Raw genomic sequence first — 16,381 nt, 5'->3', positions numbered from 1 at the left:
CGGCCGCGTCCGCCGCGGGGGGCGGTTCCGGGCGCACCCCGGGCCGCCGGCGCGCGATCGCGTCGCCGGCCTGCCGGACGGCACCGGCGATGCCGCCGGGCACCAGCACGATGACGAGGATGAACAGCAGGCCCTGCAGGTAGACCCACCCGCTCGGGTACTGCTCGCTGAAGGCGGTGTGCGCCCAGTTGAGCAGCACGCCGCCGAGGACGGCGCCCCCCAGCGAGTACCGCCCGCCGATCGCCACCGCGACCACGAGCTCGATCGACGGGACGACCCCGAGCAGCGAGGGCGAGATGATGCCGACCACCGGCACGTACAGCGCGCCGGCGATGCCCGCGATGGCCGCCGAGACGGCGAACGCGATGGTCTTCACGGCGGCGGCGTTGTAGCCGAGGAAGCGGACCCGGTCCTCCCCGTCCCGCACCGCGACGAGCAGCCTGCCGAAGCGGCTCTTCACCAGCTGGCGGGCCAGCAGGTACAGCGTGCCCAGTACCAGGGCCACCACGAAGTAGAAGCCGCGTTTGGTGCCGTCGTCCTCGGGGTCGCGGCCGAAGACGTCGTAGAAGTGGGTCAGCCCGTTGGTGCCGCCCGTGAGGCCCTGCCGGCCCACCAGCCAGATCACGAACGCTGCGGCGAGGGCCTGGCTGAGGATCGCGAAGTAGGCCCCCCGCACCCGCTGCCGGAAGATCAGGTAGCCGAGCAGCGCGGCGGTCGCCGCCGGGACGAGCACGGCGGCGGCGATCGCGAACACCGGGCTCGCGAACGGCTTCCACAGCAGCGGCAGCTCCTCCACCCCGCTCCACACCATGAAGTCGGGGAGGTTGCCCGGCCCGGCGTCGTGGAGCTTGAGGTACATGGCCATCGAGTAGCCGCCCAGCCCGAAGAACACGCCCTGGCCGAGCGTGAGCATCCCGCCCTGCCCCCAGGCGAGCCCGATGCCGAGCGCGGCGATGGCGAAGCACAGGTACTTCGTGAGCAGGCCCAGCCGGAACGGGTCCAGCGCGGCCGGCGCGACCGCGAGGACCAGCAGCGCCACGGCGGCGAACAGCGCGATTCCGCGCCACCGGCCGGTCATGTCAGCGCCCGGCTGCGGAGGACGAACATGCCCTGCGGGCGCGCCTGCAGGAACGCCACGGTCGCCACGAAGACGATCACCTTGGCCAGGCTCGCGTCGGTCCAGAACTCCGCGTAGGAGTTGATCAGGCCGAGGAGCAGCGCGGCGGCGACGGCGCCGCGCAGCCGGCCGAGCCCGCCCGCGACCACGACGAGGAAGGCGTCGACGATGTAGTAGGTGCCGAGGTTGGGGCCGACCGGGCCGATCAGCGTCAGCGCGACGCCGGCGATCCCGGCGAGGCCGGAGCCGATGAAGAACGTGAGCCGGTCGACCCGCTCGCTGTCGACGCCGCTGCACTCGGCGAGCTGGCGGTTCTGCATCACGGCCCGCATCCGCCGGCCCTGCCGGGTCCGGTTCTGGTACGCCCAGATCGCGAGCACCGACAGCGCCGCGACGGCGAGGATGAACAGCCGGGTGTAGGGCACCTGCGAGCCGAACATCGGGATGCCGCCGCTCAGCCAGCCGGGGGCGCGGACCTGGACGTTGGGCGCCCCGAAGATGTCCCGGGCGAGCTGCTGGAGGACGAGGCCGACCCCCCAGGTGAGGAGCAGCGTGTCGAGCGGGCGTCCGTAGAAGCGGCGGATCGCCGTCCGCTCCAGGACCAGGCCCATCGCGCCGGCGGTCAGGAAGGCGGCGGGCAGGGCCACCACGACCGCCTGCCTCCCCGCCCAGTCCTGGAGCACGTAGGCGGTGTAGGCGCCCACCATGATGAACTCGCCGTGGGCCATGTTGATCACCCCCATCTGGCCGAAGGTGAACGTCAGGCCCAGTGCCGCCAGCAGCAGGACGGCGGCGATGCTGAGGCCGATCGGCAGCTGGCTGAGCAGGGCTTCCATGTGCCTCCTCGATGCCTGTTCGCGGGCAGGGTCTCCGAGCGGGGCCGCCGGGCGGCTCGCCGGGCGGGTCCCCGGCCGGGGCGTGCCCGGCCGGGGGACGGAGCGGATCAGGACAGGCCCGCGGCCCAGGGGTAGCTCTTGAGGTACGGGTCCGGCGCGATGGGCTTGCCGGAGTTCCAGGTCTCCTTGATCGTCCCGTCGGGCTGGATGACGCCGATGCGGGCCGTCTTGTGCATGTGGTGGTTGGCGCCGTCGATCGTCACCTTGCCCTCGGGCAGTTCGAGGGAGATGCCGCCCGCGGCCTTCTTCACCGCCTCGGGGTCGGTGCTGCCGGCCTTCTCGGCCGCGGCGGCCCACAGCTTCACGGCGTTGTAGCCGGCCTCCATCGGGTCCGAGGTGACCTTGTCCGGGCCGTACTTGGCCTTGAACGCCTTCACGAACGCCTCGTTCGTCTTGCCCGGGGTGGTCATGTAGTAGTTCCACGCCACGAGCTGGCCCGCGATGTTGTCCACCCCGATGCCCTTGACCTCCTCCTCGGCGATGCTCACGGACATCACCGGAAGCGACGAGGCGGTGGCGCCGGCGCTCTTGAGCTGCTTGAAGAACGCGACGTTGCTGTCACCGTTGAGGGTGTTGAACACCGCGTCGGGTTTCGCCTGCATGACCTTGTTGACGAGCGTGCCGTACTCCGTCGACCCCAGCGGGGTGTACTCCTCCCCGGCGATCGTCATCCCGTTGGCCGCGGCATAGGCTTTGATCACCTTGTTCGCGGTGCGCGGGAAGACGTAGTCGCTGCCGACGAGGAAGATCTTCTTCTTTCCCTGCTCCTTCAGATAGTCCAGTGCCGGGACGATCTGCTGATTGGTCGTGGCCCCGGTGTAATAGATATAGGGCGAGCTTTCCAGCCCTTCGTACTGGACCGGGTACCAGAGCAGCGCCTTGTTGCGTTCGAAAACGGGCAGCATCGCCTTGCGGCTGGCCGAGGTCCACCCGCCGAACACCGCGGCGACCTTGTCCCGGCGGATGAGCTTCTGCGCCTTCTCCGCGAAGGTGGGCCAGTCGGACGCGCCGTCCTCGACGACCGGTTCCAGCTTTTTCCCGAGGACGCCGCCGGCGGCGTTGACCTCCTCGATCGCCATCAGCTCGGCGTTCTTGACGGTGACCTCGCTGATGGCCATCGTCCCGCTCAGCGAGTGGAGGACGCCGACCTTGACGGTGTTCCCGGCGGGCGAGGCGGCGCCGTCGCCCGTGCCGGCCTCACCGCCGCACGCGGTCAGCGCCAGCAGCGCCGCGGTCGCCAGCGAGCCGAGCCTCAGCAGAGATTTTCCGTGCACGTACCACTCCTTGCGGATAGGCCCCGAAACCGTTCTTCGCCGCTTACAGAATTGCGTTTCCTTGTTTCCGGTGACGGTTCGGAAACGTTAAGGCGGTGTTAATAGGGTGGCCCGGTATTCGCGGCGGACGGCAGTAGGCACCCGTAACTCCGAAATGGTCGGCCAGCTGGAACCGTGGGCGCGTCTTTGCGAACCGGGTCAATGGAAACCCTGCGCTGTATCCCCGGTGATTCCGGCGTGTTTCCAGTGCGTGAATACGGGCTCACGGCCGCCGCGGCGGTCAGGTGCGGGCGCGTTCCTCGCCATGGCGGAGCCGCCGGCGGAGCGTCGCCGAGTCGGGCGCGAGCGCGGTGACCAGCACGCCGGGGCCGGCGAGCGGCATGACCGCGAGCCCGTCGGCCGCGTACGGCTCCGCCGCCAGGCCGGGCCCCACGAGCAGCACGTTCCCGGTGCAGCGCGCGTCGCCCAGGACGGCGCCGCTGGTGCAGAGGTCGGGGTCGGGCAGCCGCAGCTCGTTCCGCAGCAGGGGCCGGCCGCCGACGGTGACGTCGACGCGGCCGCTGTAGCGACCCGCGGGCTCGCCGTGCCGGCCCAGGACGAGCTCCTCGCGCCAGCGGAGCGTGGCCCCGGCCTCCAGGGCGAAGTCGGTGACGGCGCGATGGCGGCAGCCCGCGGCGGCGACCGCCGGCTCCAGGGCGAGGTCGAGGTGCGCCCCGTGCCCGACCGCGGCCCGGACGCGCGTCGTGGACTCGCCCGGGCCGGGGAGCAGCAGGGTGCTCGCGACCGAGCGGACCGCGAGGGCGGCGCCCGCCGCGACCTCCAGGTCGAGGTTCAGCTCGTCGCCTCCGAGCGGTCCCGCCGCGGCGCCGACCAGGTGGACGGCGTCCGGGGTGGCGCGGAGCGCGTACGGCCCGTCCGAGCGCAGCCTCGTCAGCCGGACCCGCCCGGCGCCGTCCCGTTCGGCGCGCACGGCGGCGTGCGCGGTGTAGTGCCGGGTCACGGGGCCCCGGTGGGGAGCGCCGCGTCCGCGGAGCCCGGCGCCGGCCCGGCGCTCCGGTGCTCGGCGAGGACGGACCGGACCCATGCGGCGATCTCCGGGGCGCCGGGGTCCTCGCGCAGCGAACCGAAGACCACCGGCCTGCCGCCGCGGACCCGCGCGGCGTCGCGGTCCATGACCGCCAGGTCGGCGCCGACCAGCGGGGCCAGGTCGGTCTTGTTGACGACCAGCAGGTCCGCGCCGCTCACCCCGGGGCCGCCCTTGCGGGGGACCTTGTCGCCGCCCGACACGTCGAGGACGAAGATCTGCCGGTCGGCGAGGCCCCGGCTGAAGGTCGCGGTCAGGTTGTCGCCGCCGCTCTCCACGATCACCAGGTCGAGCCGGCCGTGCCGCCGCTCCAGCGACTCCACGGCGTCCAGGTTGGCGGAGATGTCGTCGCGGATGGCCGTGTGCGGGCAGCACCCGGTGCGGACCGCGGTGATCCGGTCGTCCGGCAGCACCGCGTTGCCGCGCAGGAAGTCGGCGTCCTCGGTCGTGTAGATGTCGTTGGTCACCACGGCCAGGTCGAGTTCGCGGCCGAGCGTCCGGCACAGCGCCGCCACCAGGGCGGTCTTGCCGCTGCCGACCGGCCCGCCGACGCCCAGCCGCAGCGGCCGCCCGCGGGCGGGGGCCGCCGGGTGCGGGTCCTGGAGGTGATCGTGGTTCGTGCCCATCGGGATCCTCTCGTCACGACTCGAACAGGCGCGGTTCCGCCCGGAGGTGCAGCTCGGCGAAGACGTCGAGCGCGGGCGCCGACGCGGCCGGGAGCGCCGCCGGGTCGCCGCCGGCGAAGCCGCCGGCCTCGGCGGCGACGGCGTCCACCCGCGGCGCCAGTTCGGCGAGCGCGCGGTGCACCGCCAGCGGGTCGAGGGCGAGCAGCCGCACGGCCGCCGACGCCGGTCCGGTGACCGCCCCGTACGCGCTGATCGAGGCCGCGTGCGCGGGCGAGCCGCCGGCCGCGGCGACGGCGGCGCCGAGGACGAGCGGGTGGTGCGGCGCCGGGAAGGCCGCGAGCGCGTCGAGCGCCGGGTGCGGCGACGCGGTGCGGACGGCGCGCAGCAGCGACCTGCCCTGGGACCGGGAGGCCCGCCGCTGCGCGGGCGACGGCGTCCTGGCGTCCGCCTCGGCGTCCAGCACGGTCCAGCCGGAGGCCCGCCCATGGTCGGCCGCCGCACGGGCGGTGTGGGCGCAGGCGGCGGCCGCGAGGGCGGCCGTGACGAGACCGGTCGTCGCGAGCCGCCCGCGCAGGAAGCCCGCCAGCGTCGGCACGTCGGTGACCGCGCCCGCGGCCGCCGCGGGCTCCAGGCCGCCCGAGTGCGCGTGGCCGCCCGCGGGCAGCCGGGAGTCGGCCAGAAGCAGCAGCGGCGCGGGAAGGAGCATCAGAACAGGAAGTAGCGCTGGGCCATCGGCAGTTCCGTCGCCGGGGCGGGCTCCACCTCGTCGCCGTCGATGGACACGGTGAACGTGTCCGGGTCGACCTCGATGCGCGGCAGCGCGCCGTTGAGGAGCATGTCCCGCTTGCCGATGCCGCGGGTGTCCTTGACCGGCACCAGGTCGCGGCGCACGGCCAGCCGGTCGGCGATGCCCGCGTCGACCGCGGCGGGGGACACGAAGTGCACGGACGTGCTGGCGGCGGTGAGCGGGGCGGCGCCGAACATCGGGCGCGGCAGGACGGGCTGGGGCGTGGGGATCGAGGCGTTGGCGTCGCCCATCGCCGCCCAGGCGATCATTCCGCCCTTCAGCACCACCTGGGGGCGGACGCCGAAGTAGGCGGGGTGCCACAGGACCAGGTCGGCGAGCTTGCCCGGCTCCACGGAACCGACCTCGGCGTCGAGGCCGTGCGCGATCGCCGGGTTGATCGTGTACTTGGCGACGTAGCGGCGGGCCCGCAGGTTGTCGGCCGGGTCGGCGGGGCCGCCCAGCGGGCCGCGCCGGTGCTTCATGACGTGCGCGGTCTGCCAGGTCCGCAGCACGGTCTCGCCGATCCGCCCCATGGCCTGCGAGTCGGAGCCGATCATCGAGATGGCGCCCAGGTCGTGCAGGACGTCCTCGGCGGCCATGGTCGTCGGCCGGATGCGCGACTCGGCGAAGGCCAGGTCCTCGGGCACCGACGGGTCGAGGTGATGGCACACCATCAGCATGTCGAGGTGCTCGTCGAGGGTGTTGACGGTGTGCGGCCGGGTCGGGTTGGTCGACGAGGGCAGCACGTTGGGGTGCCCGGCGATGGTGATGATGTCGGGCGCGTGCCCGCCGCCCGCGCCCTCGGTGTGGTAGGCGTGCACCGACCGGCCGCCGACGGCGGCGAGCGTCGACTCGACGTACCCGGCCTCGTTGAGGGTGTCGGAGTGCAGCGCGACCTGGACGCCGGACGCGTCGGCGACGCGCAAGCAGGCGTCGATGGCCGCCGGGGTGGAGCCCCAGTCCTCGTGGAGCTTGAAGCCCGCCGCCCCGGCGCGCAGCTGCTCCCACAGGGCCTCCTCGCCGACCGTGTTGCCCTTGCCGAGCAGCGCGACGTTCACCGGCCAGGTGTCGAGCGCCTCCAGCATCCGGCCCATGTACCAGGCGCCGGTCACGGTGGTGGCCTTGGAGCCCTCGGCCGGGCCGGTGCCGCCGCCGATGAGCGTGGTGACCCCGGAGCCGAGCGCCTCCTCCAGGAGCTGCGGGCAGATGAGGTGGACGTGGGAGTCCACGGCGCCCGCCGTCAGGATGCGGCCGTTGCCGGCGAGGACCTCGGTGGAGGGGCCGATGACGAGGTCCGGGTGGACGCCGTCCATCGTGTCGGGGTTGCCGGCCTTGCCGAGCGCGACGATCCTGCCGTCGCGGACTCCGACGTCGGCCTTCACGATCCCCCAGTGGTCGAGGACCACCGCGCCGGTGATGACCAGGTCGAGGGCGCCCTCGGCGCGGGTGGCGCGCGCCTGCCCCATCGACTCGCGGATCACCTTCCCGCCGCCGAAGACCACCTCGTCGCCGGCCCCCGCGCCGCGGCTGCGGTCCTCGGTGACCTCGATGAACAGGTCGGTGTCGGCCAGCCGGACCCGGTCCCCGGCGGTGGGGCCGTACAGCCGGGCGTACCGGTCCCGCGACAGCTCAGCCATCCAGCGCACCCGCCCTCTCGGCCCGCAGTCCCGGCACCACCCGCCGCCCGGCCAGCGGCACCAGGTCGACCTCCCGGGTCAGGCCCGGCTCGAAGCGCACCGCGGTCCCGGCGGGGACGTCCAGCCGGTGCCCCCAGGCGGCGTCGCGGTCGAACTCCAGCGCGGGGTTCGCCACCGCGAAGTGGTAGTGGGAGCCGACCTGGACGGGCCGGTCGCCGGTGTTGACGACGGTGACGCGCACCCGGGCGCGCCCGGGGTTGAGCTCGACCGGCGGGCCGTCCGCCGGCACGACCTCGCCGGGGACGAGCGGGCGCGCCGTCACGGGATCGGCCTGTGCACGGTGACGAGCTTGGTGCCGTCGGGGAACGTCGCCTCCATCTGCACCGAGTCGAGCATCTCCGGAACGCCCTCCATGACGTCCTCGCGGGTCAGCACCGCGCGCCCGGACTCCATCAGCTCGGCGACCGAGCGCCCGTCCCGGGCGCCCTCCAGCACGTGGACCGCGATGATGGCGGTCGCCTCCGGCTGGTTCAGCCGCAGGCCGCGGCCGCGGCGCTCGCGCGCGACCGACGCCGCGACGTGCAGGAGCAGGCGCTCCTGCTCATGTGGGCTGATCAACACGGTCGGCACATTACCGGCGGGAAAAGGGCGCGAACGGAATCCGGCACGGATTTAACGGCGAGTTAACGCCGCGCCGCCGCACCCCCGGCAGCGGGGTCAGCCGCCGGCCTGGGCCGGGGTGATGCGGTCCCGCGCGTCCATCCCGAGCATGACGATGGACGCCGGGAACAGGCCGTGCTCCTCGTGGTCGGTGCCCGCGCCTCAGTGGGGTTCGCAGTAGGAGTGGGCCAGGGCGGTCAGGGTCCGGGCGGCGGTGGCCACCTCGGTCAGGGACACGTGCTCGTCGGGGGCGTGCATGCAGGCGACATCGCCTGGGCCGTACTGGACGGTCGGGATGCCGCCGAGGCCGGTGAGGAGGCGCAGGTCGCTGCCGTAGGGGGCGCCCCAGACGTCGGGCGCCTCGCCCGTGACACCGGTGTGGGCCTCGGTGATGCCTTCCAGCAGTCCGTTGTCGTCGTGGGGGAGGCGGCAGGAGGCGAAGCGGCCGCCCCACCACTCGACCTCGACGGGATGGCGGGACAGCCAGTCGTCGGAGGCGCAGACGTTCGCGACCGTCCGTTCGAGGGCGTGGCGGGCGGCGTGCTCGGGCTCGTCCAGGGCGACGCCGATCCGGCCCTCGGCGACCAGGTCGTCCGGGACGGTGGAGGACCAGTCGCCGGCGCGGACGGTGCCGATCTCGATCGCGTAGGGGAGCCGCCAGCGCGCCATCAGCGGGTCGGGGCCGGTGTTGCGGCGCCGCTCCAGGTCGCGGAGCGCGGTGAAGACCGGCAGGAACAGCTCCACCGCGCTCACGCCGGTGTCGCGGCGCGCCGCGTGGGCGCCCCGGCCGCGGATCCGGAGCCGGAACGTCAGCGCCCCGGCGTTGGCGGGAACGACCCCGAGGCCGGTCGGCTCGGGGATGACGCAGGCGTCGGCGCGCCAGCCGCGGTTCAGGAGGGCGTAGCTGCCGAGGCCGCCGTCCTCCTCCCCGGGGACGCAGGCGATCAGCACGTCGCCGCGCGGCCGCGCGCGGCGCAGGGCTCGCACCGCGAACAGCGCGGCGACCAGGCCGCCCTTCATGTCGCACGCGCCGCGCCCGTAGAGGCGGTCGCCGACGACGCGGCCGCTGAACGGGTCGCCGCTCCAGGCGGCCGGGTCGCCCGGCGGCACGACGTCGACGTGGCAGTTGAAGAGCAGGGAGCGGCCGCCGCCGGTGCCGGGGAGGCGGCCGACCACGCCCGACGCCTCGGTGCGCGCGGCCTCCATGCCGGGGAAGTCCGGCTCGGCGGCCAGGTCCGCGACGGGGATGGGCCAGTGGTCGACCTCCAGGCCCTCCGCCCGCAGCCACGCCGCGAGCCGGTCCTGGATCCCGGTCTCCGCCGGCGAGCCGCCGATGCTGGGGATGCGGACCAGGTCGGCGAGGAGGCCGGCCACCGCGGGGTCCGGCGCCGCCGGGACCGCCCCGCTCACGGGCGGTCGGTGAGGTAGCCGCCCATCTTGCGGAAGTACTCGGTGGCGGGCAGGTCGGTGCCGTCCTCGGTGCGGACGCGTTCGATGAGCAGGCCGTGGCTGCGGCCGCGCCGGGCGTCGGCCCCGGCGACGATGACCACGCCGTCGCCCTCCCGGATGAAGACGCGGCCGGGGGTGCCCCCGTAGACGCCCTTGGAGACCGACGCCTTCAGGACGCGGACGCGCTCGCCCTTGTAGTGCGTGAAGGCGTTGGGGTACGGGTCGCACTGCGCGCGGACGAGGCGCTCGATGTCCTCGGCGGGCCAGGTCCAGTCGATGCGGCTGTCCTCGATGGAGCGCTTGTGGAAGAAGCTGGCCTTCGAGCGGTCCTGCGGCGTGAAGTCGGTGCGGCCGGACGCGATGAAGTCCAGCGACTCCGCGACGATCGGGCCGATGAGGTCGACGGTGCGGTGGAACAGGTCGGCGGCGGTGTCCGACGGGCCGACCGGGACGGCCCGCTGCACGACGATGTCGCCGGCGTCCAGTTCCTCGTTCATCATGTGCGCGGTGACGCCGACCTCCTCCTCGCCGTTGATGAGCGCCCAGATGATCGGGGAGAAGCCGGCGTAGGCGGGCAGCAGCGAGTCGTGGACGTTGAGCGTGCCGCGCCGGGGGAGCCCGAAGATCTGCGGCGGGATCCAGGTGCGCCAGTTGTTGGCCACGATGAGGTCGGGGTCGGCCTCCTTCAGGCGGCCCATCAGCTCCTCGTCGTCGGGGCGGTTGCGCAGCAGGACCGGCACGCCGTGCTCGGCGGCCAGGTCGGCGACCGAGTCGTCCCAGATCTTCTCGTAGGCGTGGTCGCTCTTCGGATGCGTGACGACCAGGACGACCTCGTGATCCGACTCCAGCAGTGCCCGGAGCGTGCGGTGTCCCCAGGTCTGGTAGCCGAACATCACGACCCGCATATGGCCTCCTTGTGCCGTCGATCGAGGAAGGTTAGGCTCACCTTCATTAGGTAAACCTAACCTAAATCATGTGCCGGATCAGGGGAAGCCGGTGGCCCGTGCGATATGTGCCGGATCACAGGCGCCGCCGACCCGGCGCAGGTATGCCCGGCCCCGTCCCGTCCCCCCCGGAAAGGCCCGTTCATGCTCCCCTCGGACACGCATGTCCACGATCTCGTCGGAATAGGCTTCGGCCCCTCGAACCTCGCGCTGGCGATCGCGCTGCGGGAGCGGCAGGCTCGGCACGGCGAGGCGATCGACGCGGTGTTCCTGGAGAAACAGCCGCAATTCGGCTGGCACCGCGGAATGCTCATCGAGGGCACGACCATGCAGGTCTCCTTTCTCAAGGACCTGGTCACCTTGCGCAATCCGGCCAGCGGATTCGGCTTCCTCAGCTACCTGCAGGACCGCGGCCGGCTGCCCGACTTCATCAACCACAAGACGATGTTCCCCTCGCGGGCGGAATTCCACGACTACCTGGACTGGGCCGCCTCCGCATTCGATGACCAGGTCGAATACGGTTCCGAAGTGGTCGGCGTCACACCGGTCGCCTCGGGCGGTGTCGTCGAGTACCTCGACGTGGTCGTCCGGCAGGGCGGCCGCTCCGACGAGCTCACCACGCGGCGCACCCGCAACCTGGTGGTCGCGGCGGGCCTGGAGCCGGTGCTGCCCGAGGGAACGGTGGCCGGCGACCGCATCTGGCACAGCGAGGAACTGCTCGACCGCGCCCCCGGCCTGCGCGACCCGCGGCGGCTGCTGGTGGTGGGCGCCGGGCAGAGCGCCGCGGAGGTCACCGACTACCTGCACCGCACGTTCACCGGCGCCGAGGTGTGCGCGGTCTTCGCCAAGTACGGCTACACGCCCGCCGACGACAGCTCGTTCGCCAACCGGGTCTTCGACCCCCTGGCGGTCGACCACTTCTTCGCGGCCCCCGAGGAGGTGAAGCGGACGCTGATGGACTACCACCGCTCCACCAACTACTCGGTGGTCGACCTGGAGCTCATCGACGAGCTCTACCGGCGGCACTACCAGGAGAAGGTGGCGGGGAGGGAGCGGCTCCGCATCCTCAACGCGTCCCGGATCCTGGACGTCGCGGCCGACGGCGCGGGGGTGCGGGCCTCGGTGGAGTTCCTGCCGACCGGCGAGCGCGTCGTGCTGGACGCCGACGCGCTCGTCTACGCGACCGGGTACCGGCCGTGCGACCCGCTGACACTGCTCGGCGAGGCGGGGGAGTACTGCCCGCGGCTGCCGTCCGGCGCGGTGCACGTGGAACGCGACTACAGCATCGGCACGAGCGCGGCGATGACGTGCGGCATCTACCTGCAGGGCGCCACCGAGCACACGCACGGCATCGGCTCCACGCTGCTGTCCAACACCGCCGTCCGCGCCGGGGAGATCGCCGACTCGGTCGCCGAGCGGCTGCGGGCCCGGTCCCGCGACTCGTACGCGGTCGGGCGCTGAGGGAAGGGGCCGGGGACCGGTCAGGCGGTCTCCCGGCCTCCGGCCCGCCCGTCTCCGTGGTGGCGTCCCATCGGGATGACCAGGGGGGTTCCGCTGACCGGGTCGGTGGTGACCTGGCAGCGGAGCCCGAAGACGTCCTCGACCAGCGCGGCGTCGACGGCCTCGCCGGGCGGCCCCTCGGCCACGATCGCACCGGACTTCATCACGATGACGTGGTCGGCGTACCGGCACGCCTGGTTCAGGTCGTGCAGCACCATCACCACGGTGCGGCCCTCGTGCCGGTTCAGGTCGACGATGAGGTCGAGCACGTCGACCTGGTGGGCGAGGTCCAGGTACGTGGTCGGCTCGTCCAGCAGCAGGATGGGAGTGCCCTGGGCCACGGCCATCGCGATCCAGGCGCGCTGCCGCTGGCCGCCGGACAGCTCGTCGACCGGGCGGTCGGCGTACTCCAGCGTCCCGGTCGCGCGCAGCGCCGCGGTCACCGCGTCCTCGTCGGCGGACGACCACTGCCGCCACCACGTCTGGTGCGGGGCGCGGCCCTGGCCGACCAGGTCCACGACCGTCAGCCCCTCCGGCGCCACCGGCGACTGCGGCAGGATGCCGAGGCGCCGCGCGACCTGCCGGGTGGGCATCGCGTGGATGGACCGCCCGTCGAGGTGGACCGTGCCGCCGCGCGGCGCCAGCAGCCGGGCCAGCGCGCGCAGCAGCGTCGACTTGCCGCACGCGTTCGCGCCGATGATCGCGCTGATCTTCCCGGGCGGGACGGCGAGGTCGAGGTCCTCGACCACCACGCGGTCGTCGTAGGCCAGCCGGAGCCCGCTCGCCCGGAGCTCCGGCCCGGCCGGCTCCGCCGCGCCGGACGGGGCGGTGAGGTGGGAGGACGAGGTTCGTGTCACGGGTTCAGCCTCCAGAGCCGATGCGGTTGGCGCGGGCGAGGAGCCAGAGCAGGAACGGCGCGCCGAGCACGCCGGTGATGACGCCGACCGGCAGCTCCAGGTCCGGGAACAGCCGCTGGCCGAGCAGGTCGCAGCCGAGGACGACCAGCGCGCCGGTGACCGCGGAGGCGGTCAGCGGCGGCCGGGCGGTGCCGGCTAGCCGCAGCGCGATCTGCGGCGCGGCCAGCGCCACGAACGCGACCGGGCCCGCCGCCGCGGTGGCGAACGCGACGAGGCCGACGGCCGCGCACAGCAGCGCCAGCCGCGCCCGCTGCACCGGGACGCCGAGCCCGCCCGCCACCTGGTCGCCGAGGTGCAGCGCGCGCAGCCACGGGCTGAGCACCAGCACCAGCGGCACGAGCACCGCCAGCGCGAGGATGAGCGGGCGGGCGCTCTCCCAGCCCCGGCCGTTCAGGTTGCCGACGAGCCATCCCACGGCCTCCTGCGCCTGGTAGACCTTCGCCCGGACGATGAGGTACTGGGTGGCGCTGACGCACACCCAGTTCACGCCGATGCCGACGAGCACGATGCGGAAGCCGGTGGTGCCGCGCTTCCAGGCCAGGACGTAGATGAGCACGGCGGTGAGCAGCGCCCCCGTCAGGCCCAGCGTCTGGGTGCCGAGGCCCGCGCCGAGGCCGAGCACGATGCCGCCGACCACGGCGACGCCCGCGCCCTGCGTGATGCCCAGCATGTCCGGGCTGGCGAGGGGGTTGCGGGTGAGGGTCTGGAAGATCGCGCCGGACACGCCGAAGGCGGCGCCGGCGAGCATCCCGGCCAGGGCCCGCGGCAGCCGGAACTCCTGGACGATGAGCCTGGCGCCCGGGTCGCCCCCGCCCCACAGCGCCGGCACCGCCTCCGTCACGGGCAGCGGGAACTCGCCGGTGGTCAGGCTCACGCACAGGACGGCGAAGGTCGCGCAGGCCAGGGCCGCGCACGTCACCAACAGCCGGGGCCGCACGACCCCCGACACGGGCGGCCGGGCGAGCCGCACGGCGGTCCGCCCGCCGACCCGGGAGACCTCGATCACGCTCGTGCTCCCCCGTCCGGGCCGGTGCTTGTACTGGTCGTGGTGCGGCTGGTCGTGGTGCGGCCGGCCGTGGTGCGCGGGCCGGGGCCGCTCGCGGGCGGCGCTCACAGCTCGGCGAGGCGGCGACGGCGGATCAGGGCGATGAAGAACGGCGCGCCGAGGAACGCGGCGACGATGCCGACGTCGATCTCCTGGGGGCGGGCCACGACCCGTCCGATGATGTCGGCGGCCAGGAGCAGGCAGGGCGCCAGCAGCGCGGTGAGCGGGATGAGCCAGCGCTGGTCCGGCCCGCTGAGGGCGCGCACGGCGTGCGGGACGACCAGCCCGATGAAGACGATGGGGCCCGCGACCGCGACGGCCGCCCCGGTGAGCAGCATCACCGAGAGCGCGCCCCGCATCCGGATCCGCCCCAGCCGCCGGCCCAGGGCGGCCGCGACGTCGTCGCCGAGCGCGATGTTGTTCAGCGCGGGCGTGATGCTCACCGCCAGGATCGCGCCGCCCACCAGGAACGGCAGGACCTGCAGGATCGTGGCGGTCTCCTGCCCGGCGAGCGAGCCGGACGCCCAGTAGCGGTACCGGTTGAGCACCTGCGGGTCGATCAGCGAGACGCCGCGGGTGACCGACTCCAGCATGAACGTGACGGCGATCCCGGCGAGCGCCAGCTTGACCGGTGTCTGGCCGCCGCGGCCCAGCCCGCCCACGACGTACACCACGACGCTCGCGGCCAGGGCGCCGGCGAAGGCGAACCAGACGTAGCCGTACAGCGAGGTCATGCCCATGACACCGACGGCGAGCATCAGCGCGAAGGCGGCGCCCGCGCTGACGCCGAGCAGGCCGGGGTCGGCCAGCGGGTTGCGGGTCAGCGCCTGCATGACGGCGCCGGCGACCCCGAGCGCCGACCCGGCGAGGACGCCGAGGAGGGTGCGGGGGACCCGCACGTCCCACACGATGCGGCCGATCTGGGTGTCGTGCGGCCCGGTGAGGACCGCGAGCACCTGGCCGAGGGGGATCTGGCGGCTGCCCACCGCGATCGACAGCGCGCACAGGAGGACCAGGAGGCCGAGCGCCCCCGCGAGTAACAGGAGCCGGTGGACCCGTGACCGCCCGAAGCCGGCGCCGGATCGCACGCCGCGGCCGCCGGGGTGCGGGGCGTCCGAGACGCCCGGGGACGCCTTCCCTCCGGCCCGTCCGGCCCGTTCGGCGGCCACCGGGCCGGACGACCGGGTCTCTTCCGTCACGTGGATCACAACCTGTCCGGTGGGGGGCCGGTCGCGGTCCCGGGAGCGGGATCGCGGTTAGGTGAGCCATACCTTATCGGGTCGACCTTGTGCTTAGGTAAGGCTTACCTTAGCATCGCAGCGGTGCCGGGCTTCGCATCAGTTCCCCCTGCCCGGCCATCCCCCCAACCCCCGATTTTGAAGGGCAGCCGATGTCCCCCACATCGCGAACGCCGGCCGGTACACCGCTCCTCGGGAAGATCACCATGGCCCTGGTGACCGTCCTGCTCCTGACCCTGGGCCTCGCGGCCTGCGGCGGCGAGGAGACGGGCTCGGGCGGTGCCGGCGAGGCCGCCGCCGGGGCCGGCTTCCCCGTGAGCGTCCCGCACAAGTACGGGACGACCGAGATCAAGGCGGCGCCCGAGCGGGTGGTGACCGTCGGGATGACCGACCAGGACGCGGTGCTGGCGCTGGGCGTGCAGCCCGTCGGGGTCGTGGAGTTCACCGGGCTCGGCCTGAGCGTCGGCGAGTACCCCTGGAGCGCGCAGAAGTGGCAGGGCGCCGAGCCCGAGGTCGTGGGACAGCGCGAGGACCTGGAGTTCGAGAAGATCGCCGCGCTGCGGCCCGACCTGATCATCGGCCTCTACACCGGGATCACCAAGGCGGACTACGACAAGCTTTCCAAGATCGCTCCCACCGTGGCGCAGTCCGCCGACCACGCCGACTACGCGATGCCGTGGCAGGAGATGACGCTGGTCACCGGGCGAGCGCTCGGCAAGGAGGCTGAGGCCGAGGAGGTCGTCGCCGGGGTCGAGCGGGCCTTCGCCGAGGCGCGCGAGAAGAACCCGGCGCTCGCCGGCAAGTCGTTCGCCGTCGCCGACCCGTTCAAGCCCGGCCAGTACGCCGTCTTCGGGCCGACCGACCCGAAGGTCGAGTTCATGAAGAGCCTGGGCCTGACCGTCCCGGACGCGGTCGCCAAGGCGGCCGGCAAGGAGCAGGCCGCCGTCATCGGCTCCGAGCGGCTGGACATCGTCGACGTCGACAGGCTGATCTTCCTGACGTCCGTCCCGGACGCCGAGAAGACCGTCGAGAAGGACGACGTGTACACCGGCCTGAAGGTGGCCGAGGAGGACCGCGTCGTCTTCGTGCCCTACAACCCGACCGGTGCGGCGGTCTCCTTCAACACCGTGCTGAGCATCCCGTACGCGATCGGCCAGATGGTGCCGCTGCTCACCAAGGCGGGCTGACGCCCGCACGGAAGGACCAC

Annotated in this window: 16 protein-coding genes; 2 read left to right on the top strand and 14 right to left on the bottom strand. The window is 73.5% G+C overall.

What is annotated here, in order from left to right:
* From urtC to IEZ03_RS15615, 11 genes are all read right to left on the bottom strand, one after another.
* Positions 1–1,078, bottom strand: a 1,078-nt coding sequence (urtC, locus tag IEZ03_RS15665) for an urea ABC transporter permease subunit UrtC (protein WP_189241212.1), incomplete at its 3' end; no start/stop codon positions are given.
* Positions 1,075–1,953: an urea ABC transporter permease subunit UrtB gene (urtB, locus tag IEZ03_RS15660; protein ID WP_184883833.1), complete on the bottom strand. Its 879-nt coding sequence runs from the start codon at positions 1,951–1,953 to the stop codon at positions 1,075–1,077. The genes urtC and urtB, both read right to left, overlap by 4 nt.
* A gap of 107 nt (positions 1,954–2,060) precedes the next feature.
* Positions 2,061–3,287 (bottom strand): urea ABC transporter substrate-binding protein, encoded by a 1,227-nt coding sequence (gene urtA / locus IEZ03_RS15655; protein ID WP_184883835.1) that lies wholly within the window; start codon positions 3,285–3,287, stop codon positions 2,061–2,063.
* 280 nt (positions 3,288–3,567) lie between these two features.
* The gene (locus tag IEZ03_RS15650; protein WP_184883837.1) at positions 3,568–4,287 is read right to left on the bottom strand and encodes an urease accessory protein UreD; all 720 of its coding nucleotides are present in this window, start codon (positions 4,285–4,287) and stop codon (positions 3,568–3,570) included.
* Positions 4,284–4,997: an urease accessory protein UreG gene (gene ureG / locus IEZ03_RS15645; protein WP_184883839.1), complete on the bottom strand. Its 714-nt coding sequence runs from the start codon at positions 4,995–4,997 to the stop codon at positions 4,284–4,286. Before ureG ends, IEZ03_RS15650 begins: the two co-directional genes overlap by 4 nt.
* A 13-nt stretch (positions 4,998–5,010) precedes the next feature.
* A complete protein-coding gene (locus IEZ03_RS15640; protein WP_189241202.1) occupies positions 5,011–5,703 on the bottom strand; it encodes an urease accessory protein UreF in 693 nt (230 codons plus the stop codon).
* On the bottom strand, positions 5,703–7,421 hold the full coding sequence (locus IEZ03_RS15635) for an urease subunit alpha (RefSeq protein ID WP_184883843.1): 1,719 nt from the start codon (positions 7,419–7,421) through the stop codon (positions 5,703–5,705). The genes IEZ03_RS15640 and IEZ03_RS15635 overlap by 1 nt, the downstream gene beginning before the upstream one ends.
* Positions 7,414–7,743 (bottom strand): urease subunit beta, encoded by a 330-nt coding sequence (locus IEZ03_RS15630; RefSeq protein ID WP_184883846.1) that lies wholly within the window; start codon positions 7,741–7,743, stop codon positions 7,414–7,416. The genes IEZ03_RS15635 and IEZ03_RS15630 overlap by 8 nt, the downstream gene beginning before the upstream one ends.
* Positions 7,740–8,042 carry an urease subunit gamma gene (locus IEZ03_RS15625; RefSeq protein ID WP_184883848.1) on the bottom strand — a complete coding sequence of 101 codons (303 nt, stop codon included), beginning with the start codon at positions 8,040–8,042 and terminating at the stop codon, positions 7,740–7,742. The genes IEZ03_RS15630 and IEZ03_RS15625 overlap by 4 nt, the downstream gene beginning before the upstream one ends.
* 201 nt (positions 8,043–8,243) lie before the next feature.
* A complete protein-coding gene (locus IEZ03_RS15620; protein ID WP_184883850.1) occupies positions 8,244–9,491 on the bottom strand; it encodes an ArgE/DapE family deacylase in 1,248 nt (415 codons plus the stop codon).
* Complete coding sequence (locus IEZ03_RS15615; protein ID WP_184883852.1) at positions 9,488–10,435, bottom strand: methionyl-tRNA formyltransferase; 948 nt, start codon at positions 10,433–10,435, stop codon at positions 9,488–9,490. The genes IEZ03_RS15620 and IEZ03_RS15615 overlap by 4 nt, the downstream gene beginning before the upstream one ends.
* A gap of 183 nt (positions 10,436–10,618) precedes the next feature.
* Between IEZ03_RS15615 and IEZ03_RS15610 the strand changes: the two genes are divergently transcribed.
* Positions 10,619–11,935, top strand: a complete 1,317-nt coding sequence (locus IEZ03_RS15610) for a lysine N(6)-hydroxylase/L-ornithine N(5)-oxygenase family protein (RefSeq protein ID WP_184883854.1) — start codon at positions 10,619–10,621, stop codon at positions 11,933–11,935.
* Positions 11,936–11,955: 20 nt separating this feature from the next.
* Here IEZ03_RS15610 and IEZ03_RS15605 read toward each other — a convergent pair whose 3' ends face one another.
* From IEZ03_RS15605 to IEZ03_RS15595, 3 genes are read right to left on the bottom strand one after another with little or no spacing between them, the layout of a single operon-like run.
* Positions 11,956–12,831, bottom strand: coding sequence for an ABC transporter ATP-binding protein (locus tag IEZ03_RS15605; protein WP_184883856.1), 876 nt, complete (start codon positions 12,829–12,831; stop codon positions 11,956–11,958).
* 4 nt (positions 12,832–12,835) lie between these two features.
* On the bottom strand, positions 12,836–14,005 hold the full coding sequence (locus IEZ03_RS15600; RefSeq protein ID WP_229808318.1) for a FecCD family ABC transporter permease: 1,170 nt from the start codon (positions 14,003–14,005) through the stop codon (positions 12,836–12,838).
* On the bottom strand, positions 14,002–15,135 hold the full coding sequence (locus IEZ03_RS15595) for a FecCD family ABC transporter permease (RefSeq protein ID WP_229808317.1): 1,134 nt from the start codon (positions 15,133–15,135) through the stop codon (positions 14,002–14,004). The genes IEZ03_RS15600 and IEZ03_RS15595 overlap by 4 nt, the downstream gene beginning before the upstream one ends.
* Before the next feature lie 254 nt (positions 15,136–15,389).
* Here IEZ03_RS15595 and IEZ03_RS15590 point away from each other — a divergent pair, with 254 nt between their 5' ends.
* Positions 15,390–16,361, top strand: coding sequence for an iron-siderophore ABC transporter substrate-binding protein (locus IEZ03_RS15590; protein WP_221480694.1), 972 nt, complete (start codon positions 15,390–15,392; stop codon positions 16,359–16,361).
* Positions 16,362–16,381: the final 20 nt, after the last annotated feature.

This window comes from Actinomadura livida, from assembly GCF_014648675.1.
GTDB classification, from domain to species: Bacteria; Actinomycetota; Actinomycetes; order Streptosporangiales; family Streptosporangiaceae; genus Spirillospora; species Spirillospora livida.
The sequence above is the reverse complement of the archived record's forward strand: the minus strand, read 5'-3'. Positions and strand labels throughout refer to the sequence as shown.

Coding starts and splice junctions, on each gene's coding strand:
- urtB (WP_184883833.1), bottom strand. CDS start 1,953: ATGGAAGCCCTGCTCAGCCAGCTGCCGATCGGCCTCAGCATCGCCGCC.
- ureG (WP_184883839.1), bottom strand. CDS start 4,997: ATGGGCACGAACCACGATCACCTCCAGGACCCGCACCCGGCGGCCCCC.
- IEZ03_RS15640 (WP_189241202.1), bottom strand. CDS start 5,703: ATGCTCCTTCCCGCGCCGCTGCTGCTTCTGGCCGACTCCCGGCTGCCC.
- IEZ03_RS15635 (WP_184883843.1), bottom strand. CDS start 7,421: ATGGCTGAGCTGTCGCGGGACCGGTACGCCCGGCTGTACGGCCCCACC.
- IEZ03_RS15615 (WP_184883852.1), bottom strand. CDS start 10,435: ATGCGGGTCGTGATGTTCGGCTACCAGACCTGGGGACACCGCACGCTC.
- IEZ03_RS15610 (WP_184883854.1), top strand. CDS start 10,619: ATGCTCCCCTCGGACACGCATGTCCACGATCTCGTCGGAATAGGCTTC.